This is a genomic window from Streptomyces sp. NPDC032161, assembly GCF_040636995.1.
In the GTDB taxonomy this organism is placed as follows: domain Bacteria; phylum Actinomycetota; class Actinomycetes; order Streptomycetales; family Streptomycetaceae; genus Streptomyces.
In genome coordinates, this window is record NZ_JBEZVN010000003.1 from 205,130 (window position 1) to 218,869 (window position 13,740).

A 13,740-nucleotide genomic window follows, 5' to 3' on the forward strand; every position below is an offset into this window, starting at 1 on the left:
CTGGGATCGCCTTCGCTGTCACGGCCGGGTCGGATCGCCGTTTCGACGAGGCCGTCTGCCCGCTCGGCGGATCGGGCGGTCGCACCCCGCGGTGCGTCTTGTGTTTCCGATCAAGTGACCAGCGGTGCCGCCATCCAGACGGCAACTCCGATCAAAGTCGAAGCGAACAGGTAATCGATCCATCTCTTCGACCGCTCACTACGGAACAGGGTGGTGAGCGCTCGGCCGCCGAGTGCCCAGACCATGAAGGCGACGAGGTTGTTCACGGTGAAGACGGCCGTGATCACCAGCACCGCGGTGACGTCCTCGTCGGCGGACGGCGTGAGGAACTGCGCGAACATCACCGCGATGATGTAGTACGCCTTGGGGTTCAGCAGCAGGACGATCGCACCGGCCCAGAACCCGATCCGCTGCTTCCCGACGGGTGCGGCGTCCGTCGCCTCCCCTCCCTTCGCCCGGGCGGCACGAATGAACGCCACCGCCAACCACAGCACGTAGAGGCTCCCGACCGCGCTGAGCACCGTCGCGAGCACGGGATGCTCGAGGACGGTGACCCCCATCCCGATCCCGATCACCGTGGTCACAGCGAACGTCGCGACGTGGTACCCGGCGAGCGCCGGAACGGCGGCGCGCAGCCCCTGCGACGCGCCGATCGCCGCGAAGAACGCGTTTCCGGGGCCCGGACTGTACGCGAGCGGGAACAGGAAGACGACGAGTGCGACGAGCATGTCCGCGCTCACCGCCGGTATCAGGTCGGTCGAAGGATTCACACACCGAGCTTTCAGAACCGCCGCCGCTCAAGCTGGCGGAAATCAGACGCCGCACTGCGACAACACCGTTCCGTTCCATGACCGGTTCAGGAGAGTCACGGGGCGACGCGACACGGCGGGCCCATGCCGACGCGGGCCGGGACCGTCCGAGTGGACGAGACACGGCCCATAAGGGTGCCCGGCATGAGTGAAAGCCGTGAGTTGGCGGATGAGTTGACGCAGTGGCTCCGTCGGCACGCGGCATTCCAGCGGCTGACCTCGGTGGAGACGACTTCCCGTTTGACCGCCGTCGTGACGGAGTGGGGCGTGGCCCAGGGGTGGTCGGCGCAGTGTGAAGCTGCGGCTGGTACGACGCGCACGGCCAGGAGCGGACGAACACCCACCGCGCGCCGGGCGGCCACCGCCTCGTTCAGGGCGCGGAGCCGACCAGGAGACGACGCGATGTCGGCCGGATCGTCCTGGCCGCGCGCCGCCTGATGTACGGCCACAGCCGCCCGGATGCGCTCCCCGCCGAAGGTGAGGGGGTGTGCGTGGCCTGTCGCGCACATGTCCTGGAGAGGTGGTTGCTGGTGAGTGCGCACGAGACGCGTGCACAAGAGATACGCGGCGCCGGGTCCGATGGGGCGCGCCGCCGGAACCGGCCCCGGGTCGGCAGGGTGTGCCCGGCGGCCGCGGTGCTGATCGCCGTCGGGGTCGGCGGCTGCTTCGCCGGGAGCCGCGCCGACGAGGGCCCCAGTGTCCGCGTCCTCGTCGGCCATGGGCCTGCGCGGTCTTTCGCTGCCGTGGCCCGGGGAGGGCCAGATGAGCATCGCGGTGGAGGGACTGGGCAGCCTGGGGAGCAAGGGCGGTCGGCGGCCGGTTCCGATCGCGAGTCTGACGAAGGTGATGACCGCGTACGTCGTCCTCAAGGAGCACCTGCTCGGGAACGGGGAGCCGGGGCCGGTGATCACGGTCGACGAGCAGGCCGCGCAGGAGGCCTTCTCCCTCAGCGAGTCCACCGTGCCCCTGCGCGAAGGACAAGAACTGACGCAACGCCAACTCCTGGAGCTGTTGTTGCTCCCTTCCGGCAACAACGGGGCGAGGCTGCCGGTCCGTTGGGACGCGGGGAGTCAGGAGGCGTTCGTCGCCAAGGTGAACGACGCCGCCCGGGACCTCGGGATGACGCGGACCACGTACACCGGGGCGAGCGGGATCGGGCCCACCACCGTCAGCACGGCCGACGACAAACTCGTGCTGGCCCGGCAGGCCATGAGGATCCCGGTGCTGCGGGCCGTGGTCGCGCTGCGCAGGACCACCGTTCCAGGGGTGGCGACGAGGGCGGTGGCTTCGCGGCGAACGGCGCTCCGGTCACGCGTCACCGCCTCGCCAGTTCCGCCAGCCAGGGATGTCCGGGATGCACGCGCGTCAGCCACCCGCCGAGAACGTCACGCCGCGCCCGGCTCAACAGCGGCAGGACCCCGTCGAAGTCCGCGTGGTCCTTGGGCCGTGCCTCCTTCGCTTTGAACAACAGCACCAGCTCCGGTACCAGGTAGGGGATGCCGTCCGCGGACAACTCGGTGATCGCGTCGTACGGCAGCCGCAGGCTCTCGTCCCGTCGGCAGATCCACGTCCCGCCCTCGTGCGGCTCGCGGAAGACGTCGAACAGGAACTGACCACTCGCCGGATCCCGCAGCCAGGTCTGGTGCGTGGCCGCGAGCGCCTCGGCGCCTGCTCCCGCCCAGACCCGTCCCGAGCCCACCGCGTCGAACACGTACTCGGGGAAGCGGTCCCGAACCTCCGCGAACCCCGCCTCGGGCACCGCGATCTCCAGATCACCGTGGGGCCGGGACTGCTCTCCGCGGAACAGGTCCAACGCCCACCCCGCCACGACGCACCAAGGCGTATCCACCCCGCCCAACCGCTCCGCGACCTGCTCCGGCCGCCAGGCATCCGCCCACCGGGCATCCAGTTCGTCCGCGTCAGGAGCAACGCCGCCGGGCGGTACGGAATCGGTCATGGGACCAACATACTGAGCACGGGTGCGCAGCCGGTCCCCCGGTGTTCGGAGCGTTGTCCGAAGGGGCGGTTACGATCCCGGCCATGCGTCTTGAAGAACAGCTGGACAGACTGGCGGAACTGGGGCTGCCGCTCGCGGCCGACCGGACCGTGGACGAGTTGCTGTACTCGTGGCCGCGGGAGGAGTACGAGCGCCAGCCGTTCGACCTGGTGCTGTTCGCACTGGGCTGCGAGGTCGAGGCCGAACCGTGGGGGCGGTGGTTCTGCGACCGGGCGTGGCACTTCGACACCGAGTGCGTGCGCGGCCGGGGCTCGTACGTGGCGATCGCCCGGCAGCTGTGCCGGATGGCCGACCGGCCGGACGCCCTGTCCGACCTGCGGGACCATGTCGACCTCGGCGCGGAGGAGGCGTGGATCGAGTACACGGCCGGCGACCGGCGGGTCAACTGGCCCATCGAGGTCAGGGACGACTGGGCCGACCTGATGGTGGTCGGCTACCTCATGGACGAACTGGAACACGGGGGCCGGCGCTTCCATGTCCGGCCCAACGGCCAGGCCATGACGCTCTTCTTCCTCGACGACGACGCGGCCGGACGGCTCGACGCGCTGGCCGGCGGGCGGGCGGTCGCCCCGTTCCCGGGGTAGCGGCCCCGGCTGCGAGGCCGGGGCCGATGGCCGTAGGCGGGCCGGGACGCGGAGGTGGCCGTGCCCGGAGTGATGGGCGGACACCGGCCGCGAGTCCCGCCCGGCCCCGGTCCGCGTCGGGCGGCCGGGGCGGGGACCGCCGCGGGTCAGAACTTCCAGGCGGGATCGTTCGCGATCCTCAGCATCGCGGCGGTGTCCGGCCGCGGCTGGGACCGCGTGGCGCTCGCGCCCTTCGTGTCCGTCCGGCCGGCCCACTGCTGAAGGGTCACCGTCCGGCCGTCCTTGCGGAGCACCCGGACGTACCAGGACTGCCGGCCGTCCCCGGGCAACCGCAGCGTCACGGTCTCCGCCCGTGCGCCGTCGGCGAGTCGGACCACCTGGCAGTCGCTCGCCGGGGCGATGTCCCGCGGAGCCGGTGCGCCGGGCCGCGGTGCGACCTTCGGCATCGTGATGCTCGCGCAGAGCGGCACCTGCGGGCCCTTGGCCGTGTATTCCGCTCCACCGACGAACTGCACCGGGCCGGTTCCGCCGTCCCACCGCACACGGTAGGTCCGGCCGGGGAAGTCCCCCTCCCCGACGGTCGCCTTCCCCGGCGGGAGCAGCCCGACCAGGGTGTCGGCGAGCCGCTCGCTGCTCCACCGGGTCGTGTGCTCGGTTCCCGGGCCGAAGGCGTCCGGCCGCAGGCTCTGCGGCGCCGCGCTGCCGGCCGCGGCGGGCACCAGCGGGCCGACGAGCGGGTCGGCGGCCGACGGGGTCGTGCCCGGGTCCGCGCCGGGCACGACCAGGGCCAGGGCGGCCACGGCCGCCCCCGCGGTCAGACCGGCCCCGGCCAGTGCTCCGCGGCGGCGGGCACGGCCGCGCCGTCCGGCCGCGACCACCGCGTCCACGCTGGTCCGCAGCGGCGGCTCGTCACGGAGCCCGGCCTCCAGAAGGGTCTTGACATCGTGGTCGTTCATCGCAGTGCGGCCTTCCTTCGGATGGAATCGGCTGGAGGGGCGAACACCCCGAACGTGTCGGCGTCCGCGTCGTCCCCCAGGAGGGAACGCAGGCGGTCCAGCGCCCGCGCGGTGTGGCTCTTGACCGTGCCGACGGAGCAGCCCATGGCCGCGGCGGTCGCGGCGATGTCCAGATCGGCCCAGTAACGCAGCACCACCACCGCCCGCTGCCGCGGCGGCAGGACGGCCAGTGCGGCGCGTACCTGAAGTCCCAGCGCCGGGTCCGCGCAGGGCTCGGCGCGGTCGGGCAGTACGCAGGAGGGCTGTTCGCGACGCCAGCGCCGCCGCATGTGGTCGACGCAGGCCCGGGTCAGTACGCGATGGGCGTACGCCTCCAGGTTCCGTATCTGGCGCCGCCGCCCCCACACCGAGTACAGCTTCGCCAGTGCTGTCTGCGTGATGTCCTCGGCGTGGTGCCAGTCACCGCACATCAGGTAAGCGGTGCGGCGCAGGTGCACCAGCTGCTCCTGGGCGAAGCCGCGGAATTCCTCCAGGTCACCGGTACGCAATGCGTGCCCTCCGTTCGTCTCTGTCCCCTTCGACGGAGCGGACCGGGCCCGGGGATGTCACGGGCCGTGAGATCTCTCCGGATTATTTTTTCTGACGCTCCGTGACATCCCCGTGCTCCGTCCGCTCCGTCGTTCCTGTCGAGACATGGGAGAAGGCGGCGCCCGCGTCCGGAGCGTCCACCCGTGCGATGCGGGCGGACGCTCCCGCGGGGCCGCGCGATCGAGAGGACACGTATGCGAGGCATACGTACAGCAGGCCCGCCGGCCGCCGTCGTGCTGGGCGCACTGCTGATCGGTACGGCGGCCGTGCCGCCCGCCGGGGCGGCACCGCCCCGCACGGCCGCGGCGTCCGGGGCGGGGTCCGGGGCGGGCTCCGTGGTGAGGACGACGCTCATCACGGGCGACGAGGTCACCGCCCGGGTCGGCGCCGACGGCACGGTCTCCGTGGTCGCCGTACGGCCCGGCCCCGGGCGCGAGGAGATGACGTTCACCCAGCAGGGCACCGAGGGTTCGGTGTCGCTGGTGCCGCAGGACGCGGTGGCGCCGCTGCGCGCCGGATTCCTGGACCCGCGGCTGTTCGACATCACGGGACTCGTGGCCCAGGGGTACGACGACGCCCACAGCCCCCGGTTGCCACTGATCGTCATGTACGACGAGGCGGTCGCCGGGAAGGCGGCTCCGCGGCCACCGGCCGGGGCAGCGGCCGTACGCCCCCTGGCGAGCGTGCACGGCACCGCGCTGCGGGCCGACAAGAAGCGGGTGTCGCAGCTCTGGGAACAGTGGGGACCCGCCGCGTCGAAGCGCCGGTCGGCGGACGCCCTCGCCCCGGGCGTGGCCAAGGTGTGGCTCGACGGCAAGGTCGGCGCCGCCCTGGATCGCAGCACGTCCCAGGTCGGTGCGCCGCAGGCGTGGAAGTCCGGCTGGACCGGAAAGGGCGTGAAGGTCGCGGTGCTGGACACCGGCATCGACCCGACGCACCCCGACTTCTCCGGCTCGATCGCCGAGTCGGCGGACTTCACGCGGGGCGACGGTGCCGTCGGCGGTGCCGTCGGCGACGGTGACGGTCACGGCACGCACGTGGCCTCCACGGTCGCCGGGGACGGCACCGCGTCCGACGGCCGCTACCGGGGCATGGCCCCCGACGCCGAACTGCTGGTCGGCAAGGTGCTGGACGACAACGGCGGCGGGCAGGAGTCGTGGGTCCTCCAGGGCATGGAGTGGGCCGCGGCGCGGGCGCCCATCGTCAACATCAGCCTGTCCGGCGCCGCCACCGACGGGACCGACCCCCTCTCGCAGGCCGTCGACAAGCTCTCCGCCGACCACGGCACGCTGTTCGTCGCGGCGGCCGGCAACCGCGGACGCCCCGGTACGGTCGGCACGCCCGGTGCGGCCGACGCCGCGCTGACCGTGGGCGCCGTCGAACGCGACGACGCGCTCGCCGACCTGTCGAGCCAGGGGCCGCGCCTGGGCGATCACGCGGTCAAGCCCGATCTGACGGCGCCGGGCATCGGCATCGTGGCGGCCCGCGCGGCAGGCACCGACGGCGACAACCCGGTCAACGACCACTACACCGCCCTGTCCGGCACCTCGATGGCCGCGCCGCACGTCGCCGGCGCCGCCGCGCTGCTCGCCCAGGCCCACCCGGACTGGAAGGGGCCGCAGCTCAAGGCCGCACTGACCTCCTCGGCGAAGCCGATCGCCGGGCAGGGCGCGTACGAGCAGGGTGCCGGACGCCTGGACGTGGCGCGGGCCACCGCCCAGAGCGTGTTCGCCGCAGCCGAGGACACCGGCGTGTACTTCACCGACCCCGAGGCCACCGAACCGGTCACCCGAACCGTCACGTACCACAACACCGGCACGGCGGAGGTCTCCCTCACGGTGGCCGCCGGCACCACCGGCCGGGCCGACGAGCCGGGGCCGAAGGGTCTGTTCACCGTGTCGCCGGCCGTGCTGACCGTGCCCGCCGGGGGCACCGCCCGGACCACGGTCACCATCGACCCGGGCGCCGCGGCGGCCGGGACCTCCTTCAGCGGACGGCTGACCGCGACCGCCGGGAGCGGCACCGTCGTGACCGGACCGGCCTTCGCGGTCACCAAGGAGGCCGTCCACCGCCAGGTCACGGTGAAGGCAGTCGACCGCGACGGCGCGCCCCTCGGCCCGGGCTCGCGCGAACAGGGCTTCTCCTCCGTAGGGTTGACGAACCTCGCCGACGGCCGGACGTTCGGCCTCACCTTCGACGGCGGCACGGCCATCGCCCGCGTGCCGGAGGGCCGCTACAACCTCGGCGGCACCCTGGTCACCCCGGGAGCCGGGGAGGCCGCACCGACGTCGACGTTGTTCCTCCAGCCCGAGCTGGACGTACGCGGCGACGCCGCGTTCACGGTGGACGCCCGGCAGGGCAAGCCGATCACCGTCGCCGTCCCGGACCGCGACGCACAGCCCTACTCGCTGTCGGCCGGATACTGCTACCGCCTGCCCGGGGACAGCACGTGCGCGGACCAGAGCGCCCTGCTCGGCAGGCCCGGACGGCTCTACGTCATACCGGGCGAACGGGTTTCCGGCGGCACGCTCGGCTTCTACGTCCGCAGCATCCAGCACGGCGCGCAGGCCCCGAAGGGGCGTCTGCCCGACCGTTACGACCTGCTGCTGCTCACCACGGGCTCGCTCCCCGACCCGGCGTTCCGCCTCGCCCGCGAGGATCTGGCCGCCGTCAGGAGCGACTACTACGCGCAGGGTCCCGGTACCGCCGGCAGCATGTCCAGCTGGCCGACCGAGTCCGGTCTGGGCGGAGTGAGCATCGTCGAACCGGACTTCGCGCTGCCCGCGGCACGCACCGAGTACATGACCGTGCGCGGCCAGCAGCGCGAGACGTACTTCAGCCAGCAGGCCGGCGAGGGCGGCGAGTACCTGCCGCTGCCCGTCACGCAGATCGGCACCGTCTCGTGCACGGCCGGCAGCACCTGCGTCGACCGGTGGAACGCCGCCGTCATCGGCCCGGGCCTGGCTCCCGTCAAGAACGGCGCGCCGTCGATCGGCCGCGCCAGTGACGGCACCATCGGCGCGGAACCGCAGCTGTTCAGCGACGCGGCCCCCGGGCACTACGGCGGCCCGATGCCCGACTGGCTGGAGGACACCGTGGACATCACCCTGACGAAGGACGGTCAGAGGCTCGGCTCCAGCAAGTCCCCCAGGGCCACCTTCGCCGTCCCCCAGGACGCGGCCACCTACCGGCTGACCGCCCGCGCCACCCGCAAGGAGCCGTGGGCGTCACTGTCGACGACGGTGAAGACGGTGTGGACCTTCCGCTCCGCGGCCGTCGCACCCGGCCCCGGCGGTGCGGTGCGCACCGAGGCACTGCCGCTGGACGTCGTACGTTTCATCGCTCCCGTCGACGCCGACAACCGGACCGCCCGTGCCAAGCACACGCTGACCGCGCGGGTGGAGCGGCAGGCCGGCGCCGCGGCGCCCAGGACCAAGCGCCTCACCGTGCAGGTCTCCTTCGACGACGGCGTGACGTGGCAGGACGCCCCGGTCAGCTCGGACGGCGCCACCGGTCACCGCGTCACCATCACCCCGGGCTCCGGGTCCTTCGTCTCCCTGAGGGCCACGGCGCGCGACGCCGACGGCGGCACCGTGGAACAGACCGTCCTGCGCGCCTACCGTCTGGCCCCCTGACCGCGGCGGAACGCCCCGGACCGCGTTCCTTCCGCTCCCGAGCCGCCCCGGCGGGCACCCGATGCCGCCGGGGCGGCTTCCCGGGAACCGCGAACCGTCCGACCACGCTGCTCGGACGGCTCCGGCTGCCCGAGCAGCGTGGTCGGCACCCCGCGCGGGACGGCCGTGCGTGATCGGATCTGCCCCACCCGGCCGGCCTGCCGGTCCGCTACCAGGACCACGGCGAGCAGAGGAGGGTGTTGACCCCTCCGGCCTTGTCACCGACGCAGGTTCGGAACCTCACGTTCTTCACCGGGTAGTTCGAGTGGTAGTAGGGGGAGATGACCTGGCTCTCGTCGGGGCTGCAGTCGATGACGGGAGAGCGGGTGTCCGACTCAGACAACTACCGTTCAAAGCAATCCTGTTAGTGATTCGAACCCCTTCGAATGAGGCGGGCGCACCTACGCTCCGAAGGTGTGATCTCTGTGCTTCTCGACGCGGGAAGTCTGAGCAGGGTCCGGCTTTCGCCGTCTCCCGCGTACGAAGTGGTGATGTGGCTGCGGCTCACGGCGGCCGGGCGCCGTCATCCGCTCCTCGGTGATCCGGGGGCTGCGGCACGGTGGGCGCTGCGCAACCCCGACGTAGCCCTGATCGCGCAGTGCCGGCCCGACGGGGCGGGCGGGCTCACCTACATGCCGGACCTGCTCACGCCGAAGCCGTCCTTCGGGCCTGCGGGGCATACGTTCGCCGAGCAGTTGGCCATGATGGACGCGACGCCCCAGGAGGCCGCCGTCCACCAGGTCGCCACGGTACGTTTCGGCAACGGCCGGATGCCCGCGTCCCTGCGGTCGGCGCTCGATGCGGGAGAGTTCGGCCGACGGGTCGCCAACGGCATGCGGCAGTTCTGGAAGGACGTCGTCGTCGACGAGTGGACCGGGATGCGCACCGTCCTGGGGGCGGGCATCGCCGCGCGTTCCCGCGAGATGGCCGGACACGGGATCGGGCATCTCCTCGACACGCTGCATCCGCACGCCGGTCGGTCGGGCTGTCGGCTCGACGTACGCAAGGGAGCCTACGAGGAGACGATCCAGCTGACCGACAAGGAGTTGGTCCTGACGCCGACGGCGCACGGCTCAGACGTCGGCGTGCAGTTGGAAGCCACCGGCGCAGCGCGGAGGGCGACACACTGCTCGGACGGCAGGGGCCCGCCCGCTGATCCACCAAGGATTGTGGTGGCCCGGCGGCGGGGCCGCCGGGCCGCATCCCGCTCAGCGGGTGTCGGTGCGCTTTTCGAGGCGGGTGCCGTGGCGAAGGGTGATCGACATCAGGTCGCTGGGGGCGTCCAGTTCCAGACGGTGCCAGCGGCCGCGGGGGACGATCACGGCGGTGCCTGCCCGCAACTGCGCCATGTCCTCGGTGCCGTCGGGCCCGTCGGGCCCGTCGGGGCGGAAGTAGACGCGGACACCGCCGGTCAGACAGCACACCGCCTCCTCGGCCTGCGGGTGCATCTCCCAGTGGTCGGCGTGGACGTCGGCGTCGGTCTCCACGTGGAACGTCGCGATCTGCCAGGCGCCGGAGTCGCTGCCCGTCATCCGCCGTTCGGCGGCTCGGACATCGCCGTCGGGGTGGATGTGCAGCGCCGATGCGAACAGGTCGACGGATGAGATGGGTGTCGTCGTCATGAAGGTGTTCCTTCCATCTGGTTCTCTGCGGGAGCGGTGGTGCGGGGGTCGGACGTCTCGGTGCGTTGACGGGGCAGTACGCCGATCGCCACGACCGCCGCGAGGACGAAGAGAGCGGCGGCGACGGCCAGGCCCAGCGCGTAGCCGTCGTTGAGCGCCGCGGGGGCGGTTGCCGTACCGGTGCGGTGTGCGGCGACGGTGGCCAGGGCGGCCAAGCCGATGCAGCCGCCGAGTTGGCGGGAGCTGTTCATGAGTCCGGAGGCCATGCCGGCCTCGCGCGGGGCGACGCCGGTGGTCGCGGCGGCAGCGACCGGGGCCAGGACCAGTCCGGCCCCGATGCTGGTGACGAGGGACGGGCCGAGCACGTCGGTGAGGAAGTTGCCGTCAGGGCTGATGAGGGCGAACCAGGCCAGGCCCGCCGCGGCCAGCAGGGCTCCGGGCACCAGGGGGCGCGGGGGGTGCGCCTCGCGGTGACGCGGGTCGCGACGACGGTGCCCGCGATCAGGCCGATGGAGAAGGGCAGGAAAGCGGCGCCGGTGGCGGCGGCGCTCATGCCCAGGACCTGCTGCATGTAGAGGGACACGAAATAGAAGGCCGTGAACTGTCCGGCGGCGGCCAGGAACACCAGCACGTTCGCACCGGCGACCCACCGGCTGCGCAGCAGACCGAGACGCAACAGCGGTGCCGGGGCCCGGGTCTCGGCGAGGACGAAGGCGGCCAGCAGCACGGCCGCGGCAGCGAGGGTCACCAACGTGGACGGGGAACCCCACCCGAGGGTGTCGGTGCGGACGACGCCGAACACCAGCAGCCCGGCTCCGCCGGTCGCCAGGACGGCGCCCCATGCATCCAACCGCTCGCGCCGGACCTGTTGTGTTCCGGCGGGCACACCCACGGAGACCAGCGCGAGAGCCGCCGCCACGATGGGCAGGTTGATCAGCATGACCCAGCGCCAACCCGCGTACTGGGTCAGCAGCCCGCCCGCCAGTACACCGAGCGCGCCGCCCGCGGCGTTCACCGCGCTCCACACTCCGAGCGCGCGAACGCGCCGGGGGCCCTCGGAGAAGGCGGTGGTGAGCATCGCCAGCCCGGCGGGCGCGGCCGCGGCGGCTCCCAGACCCTGCCCGGCACGGGCGCTGATCAGCTGCCAGGGCTCCTGGGCCAACCCGCCCGCCAGCGAGCACAGCCCGAAGACGGCCAGGCCCAGCACGAACAGGCGGCGTCGGCCGTACAGGTCGCAGGCGCGGCCCCCCAGCAGCAGAAACCCGCCGAACGTGAGCGCGTACACGTGCACGACCCACGACAAGTCGAGCGGTGCGAATCCCAGCCCGGCGCGGATCGCGGGCAATGCGACGTTGACCACCGACATGTCCAGGGCGACGACGAACTGACCCACGGCTGCTGCCGCGAGCACTGCTCCTGGACTCCCTCTCGGATTTTTATACATGTAAGGAAAATAGCGTCAGGGGATTCTCCTGTCGACCCCCGGAGGGCCGTTCGCGGCGGCCGGCACCAGATCACGTCGCGCCCGGCGGGGGACTGGACTCCTACACCCATCGGCCACAACCCGCCGACCGCGTAAGGAACTTCGAGGCCGACACGCCCGCGACCCAGGAATGGCAGCGGGCGCTGCCGGCCGGAACGGGGACGAAGGTGCCGCCGCCCGCCCGCTTCGTCCCGGTCGGCTTCGAGCAGATGGACGCCCTTCTGCGCGAACACCGGCTCCAGCCCGTCGAGTGCGTCCACCGGCGCGACGCGGTCGCCCTCGGAGCGGCAGTGACGTGATGAGCGATCCCGCTCGGAAGGCGGCGGGCCCGGAGGGCGCGAGTTCGCCGAACCGGGTGCCGGCAGGCGGCCCGGCACCGCTCCCCTACGGGTGGGAGATCTGCGAGGTCGTGGCGGAGCGGGCCGCGCGGTCGAGGTCGGCGAGCAGGCGTTCGGCGTCGGTCATCAGTGATCCGTACACGTGCCAGGCGGCCGGCTCGGTCAGCGCGCCCCGCTTGATCTCGCCGGTCATCACGGTGTGCCACGCGGCGGCGTCGTCGATGGCCCGGCGCAGTCGCTCGCGTGCGTCGTCCTCGGCCGAGCCGTCAGCCGCCCCGGGCGTGGCGAAGCACTTCACCGCACCTCCCGCCGTCTCCAGGGTCGCCGCGTACCGGTCGAGGAACATCTGCCCCAGACGGTGGCCGGTGTGCCGGTCGTCGACGGTGTCGGCGAGGGTACGGGCGATGCCTCGGACCTGGAGGGTGATCCGGTGCAGGGCGCGCAGCGCCTCGCCGTGGCCCGAGGGCTCGCGTCCTCCGCGTACGACGACGCACCGCGTGTTCCAGCGCAGGCTCTCCTGGCTCTCGCGGACGTCCTCGTGCGCCCGCACCGCCAGGTCCTCCAGGCGCCTGCCCTGTTCCAGCCAGGCGTGCGCACGGTCGGCGTGCCGCCGTTCCCGCAGCCCGCGGCCCATGTCGACGAGCAGTTCCCCCATGGCGACGGCGAGACCGCGCACCGCGGAGTCGGACGCGCTCAGGTGCACGGGCGGCAGGATGAGGGCGTTCACCGCGATCCCCGCCACCGCGCCGGTCAGCGTCGCCAGGGTCAGCTCGACCACGTGGTCCACGGGAACGGCCGTCGCCGCGGCCAGGGCGAGCACCGCCGTCGAGGCGACCTGCAGACGGCCGTCCGACCCCCGTCGGCCGGCGACGACCAGCGCGATCGCCGGGATGGCGGCCGCGCTCCCCGCGGCCGGGCCGAGCAGCCACACGACGGCCACGGCCACCGACAGACCGGCCGCCCGCCCCGCCACGCTGCGCAGTGCCTGCGTCACCGACCGGTAGACGGTGGGGGCGCTGACCATGGCGAGCGCGGTGGCCACGGCGAGGTACCGCTGTTCCCCCGGCAGCCACCACGACGCGGCCTGCCAGGCCAGGAGGGCAGCGATCAGGACCTTGACGGTCCGCACCGCCGCGGGCCGTACCGACCGGAAGGCCCGCGGCGACCACCAGGCCCGGCCCGCGTTCCGCCACCGCCCGGCGACGGCCTGACCTCGCGCGAGGACGTGTGCTGTCATGCTCTCGGCTCCTGCCTCATCCACAACGGCGATACGCCCCTCATGAGGCCGACAGCCGTCGACGCACCCCCGTCACGGAGCACTCGGCGGCCCCGCGGCCCGGAACGGCGATGTCCTCGCCGCGGCGGACGGCCGGAACCGGCGCGAGGGCCGTGACACCCGTCGGCAGCCGCCCGCCCCGCGTCGCGCGAGGCTCGGTGGCCGCCTGGTGCCCGGAGGTCTGTTCCATGGCCTGCTCCTTGATCGGCCCGTAGATCATGCGACAGCGGCCCGGCGATACCCGGCCGCAATGGGACATGAAAGACGCTACTGGCAAACATGTTGAAAATTGGACTTCCCGCGTGTGGGGTATGTCATGCCCGCCAGACCGGAAGGACCGGCGATACTCACCGCCGAATCGGCCCCAGGCAAGGGCCGTTGCCTCCGCGGGGC

General features: G+C 72.8%; 13 protein-coding genes and 2 pseudogenes. 4 read left to right on the forward strand and 11 right to left on the reverse strand.

Translation table 11 applies throughout. The features are described 5' to 3' along the window. Positions 1 to 110 precede the first annotated feature (110 nt). Positions 111 to 770, reverse strand: coding sequence for a LysE family translocator (locus tag AB0E67_RS11260; RefSeq protein WP_362024076.1), 660 nt, complete (start codon positions 768 to 770; stop codon positions 111 to 113). Positions 771 to 1,655: 885 nt separating this feature from the next. Between AB0E67_RS11260 and AB0E67_RS11265 the strand changes: the two are divergent. Then, positions 1,656 to 1,967, forward strand: a pseudogene (locus AB0E67_RS11265) (D-alanyl-D-alanine carboxypeptidase); the annotation flags it as partial. Here the strand turns inward: AB0E67_RS11265 and AB0E67_RS11270 are convergent. Continuing rightward, positions 1,880 to 2,128, reverse strand: a complete 249-nt coding sequence (locus AB0E67_RS11270; protein WP_362024671.1) for a hypothetical protein — start codon at positions 2,126 to 2,128, stop codon at positions 1,880 to 1,882. The pseudogene AB0E67_RS11265 and the gene AB0E67_RS11270 sit on opposite strands and share 88 nt — an antisense overlap. Then, positions 2,125 to 2,766, reverse strand: coding sequence for a hypothetical protein (locus AB0E67_RS11275; protein ID WP_362024079.1), 642 nt, complete (start codon positions 2,764 to 2,766; stop codon positions 2,125 to 2,127). The genes AB0E67_RS11270 and AB0E67_RS11275 overlap by 4 nt, the downstream gene beginning before the upstream one ends. Before the next feature lie 83 nt (positions 2,767 to 2,849). Between AB0E67_RS11275 and AB0E67_RS11280 the strand changes: the two genes are divergently transcribed. Beyond that, complete coding sequence (locus tag AB0E67_RS11280; RefSeq protein WP_362024082.1) at positions 2,850 to 3,410, forward strand: hypothetical protein; 561 nt, start codon at positions 2,850 to 2,852, stop codon at positions 3,408 to 3,410. A gap of 146 nt (positions 3,411 to 3,556) precedes the next feature. On the opposite strand, the gene AB0E67_RS11285 is transcribed toward AB0E67_RS11280, so the two are convergent. Next, entirely contained in the window at positions 3,557 to 4,366 is an 810-nt protein-coding gene (locus tag AB0E67_RS11285) for a hypothetical protein (RefSeq protein ID WP_362024085.1), read from the reverse strand. Further along, a complete protein-coding gene (locus AB0E67_RS11290; RefSeq protein ID WP_362024088.1) occupies positions 4,363 to 4,914 on the reverse strand; it encodes a SigE family RNA polymerase sigma factor in 552 nt (183 codons plus the stop codon). Before AB0E67_RS11290 ends, AB0E67_RS11285 begins: the two co-directional genes overlap by 4 nt. Before the next feature lie 234 nt (positions 4,915 to 5,148). Between AB0E67_RS11290 and AB0E67_RS11295 the strand changes: the two genes are divergently transcribed. Then, on the forward strand, positions 5,149 to 8,589 hold the full coding sequence (locus tag AB0E67_RS11295) for a S8 family serine peptidase (protein ID WP_362024091.1): 3,441 nt from the start codon (positions 5,149 to 5,151) through the stop codon (positions 8,587 to 8,589). A gap of 208 nt (positions 8,590 to 8,797) precedes the next feature. On the opposite strand, the gene AB0E67_RS11300 is transcribed toward AB0E67_RS11295, so the two are convergent. The 4 genes and pseudogenes from AB0E67_RS11300 to AB0E67_RS11315 all read right to left on the reverse strand — a co-directional run bounded on the left by AB0E67_RS11300 (position 8,798) and on the right by AB0E67_RS11315 (position 11,694). Then, a complete protein-coding gene (locus tag AB0E67_RS11300) occupies positions 8,798 to 8,971 on the reverse strand; it encodes a hypothetical protein (RefSeq protein WP_362024093.1) in 174 nt (57 codons plus the stop codon). A 285-nt stretch (positions 8,972 to 9,256) separates the two neighbouring features. Further along, complete coding sequence (locus AB0E67_RS11305; protein WP_362024096.1) at positions 9,257 to 9,532, reverse strand: hypothetical protein; 276 nt, start codon at positions 9,530 to 9,532, stop codon at positions 9,257 to 9,259. A gap of 304 nt (positions 9,533 to 9,836) precedes the next feature. Next, positions 9,837 to 10,250, reverse strand: coding sequence for a cupin (locus AB0E67_RS11310; RefSeq protein ID WP_362024099.1), 414 nt, complete (start codon positions 10,248 to 10,250; stop codon positions 9,837 to 9,839). Beyond that, a pseudogene (locus tag AB0E67_RS11315) lies at positions 10,247 to 11,694 on the reverse strand (MFS transporter). Before AB0E67_RS11315 ends, AB0E67_RS11310 begins: the two are co-directional and overlap by 4 nt. Before the next feature lie 92 nt (positions 11,695 to 11,786). Here AB0E67_RS11315 and AB0E67_RS11320 point away from each other — a divergent pair. Next, positions 11,787 to 12,032, forward strand: a complete 246-nt coding sequence (locus tag AB0E67_RS11320; protein ID WP_362024642.1) for a hypothetical protein — start codon at positions 11,787 to 11,789, stop codon at positions 12,030 to 12,032. Positions 12,033 to 12,117: 85 nt separating this feature from the next. On the opposite strand, the gene AB0E67_RS11325 is transcribed toward AB0E67_RS11320, so the two are convergent. Beyond that, positions 12,118 to 13,308 (reverse strand): hypothetical protein, encoded by a 1,191-nt coding sequence (locus AB0E67_RS11325; protein ID WP_362024102.1) that lies wholly within the window; start codon positions 13,306 to 13,308, stop codon positions 12,118 to 12,120. Positions 13,309 to 13,348: 40 nt separating this feature from the next. Then, positions 13,349 to 13,537 (reverse strand): hypothetical protein, encoded by a 189-nt coding sequence (locus tag AB0E67_RS11330; protein WP_362024105.1) that lies wholly within the window; start codon positions 13,535 to 13,537, stop codon positions 13,349 to 13,351. Positions 13,538 to 13,740: the final 203 nt, after the last annotated feature.

Coding starts and splice junctions, on each gene's coding strand:
- AB0E67_RS11275 (WP_362024079.1), bottom strand. CDS start 2,766: ATGACCGATTCCGTACCGCCCGGCGGCGTTGCTCCTGACGCGGACGAA.
- AB0E67_RS11280 (WP_362024082.1), top strand. CDS start 2,850: ATGCGTCTTGAAGAACAGCTGGACAGACTGGCGGAACTGGGGCTGCCG.
- AB0E67_RS11285 (WP_362024085.1), bottom strand. CDS start 4,366: ATGAACGACCACGATGTCAAGACCCTTCTGGAGGCCGGGCTCCGTGAC.
- AB0E67_RS11295 (WP_362024091.1), top strand. CDS start 5,149: ATGCGAGGCATACGTACAGCAGGCCCGCCGGCCGCCGTCGTGCTGGGC.
- AB0E67_RS11305 (WP_362024096.1), bottom strand. CDS start 9,532: ATGCCCGCCCCCAGGACGGTGCGCATCCCGGTCCACTCGTCGACGACG.
- AB0E67_RS11310 (WP_362024099.1), bottom strand. CDS start 10,250: ATGACGACGACACCCATCTCATCCGTCGACCTGTTCGCATCGGCGCTG.
- AB0E67_RS11325 (WP_362024102.1), bottom strand. CDS start 13,308: ATGACAGCACACGTCCTCGCGCGAGGTCAGGCCGTCGCCGGGCGGTGG.
- AB0E67_RS11330 (WP_362024105.1), bottom strand. CDS start 13,537: ATGGAACAGACCTCCGGGCACCAGGCGGCCACCGAGCCTCGCGCGACG.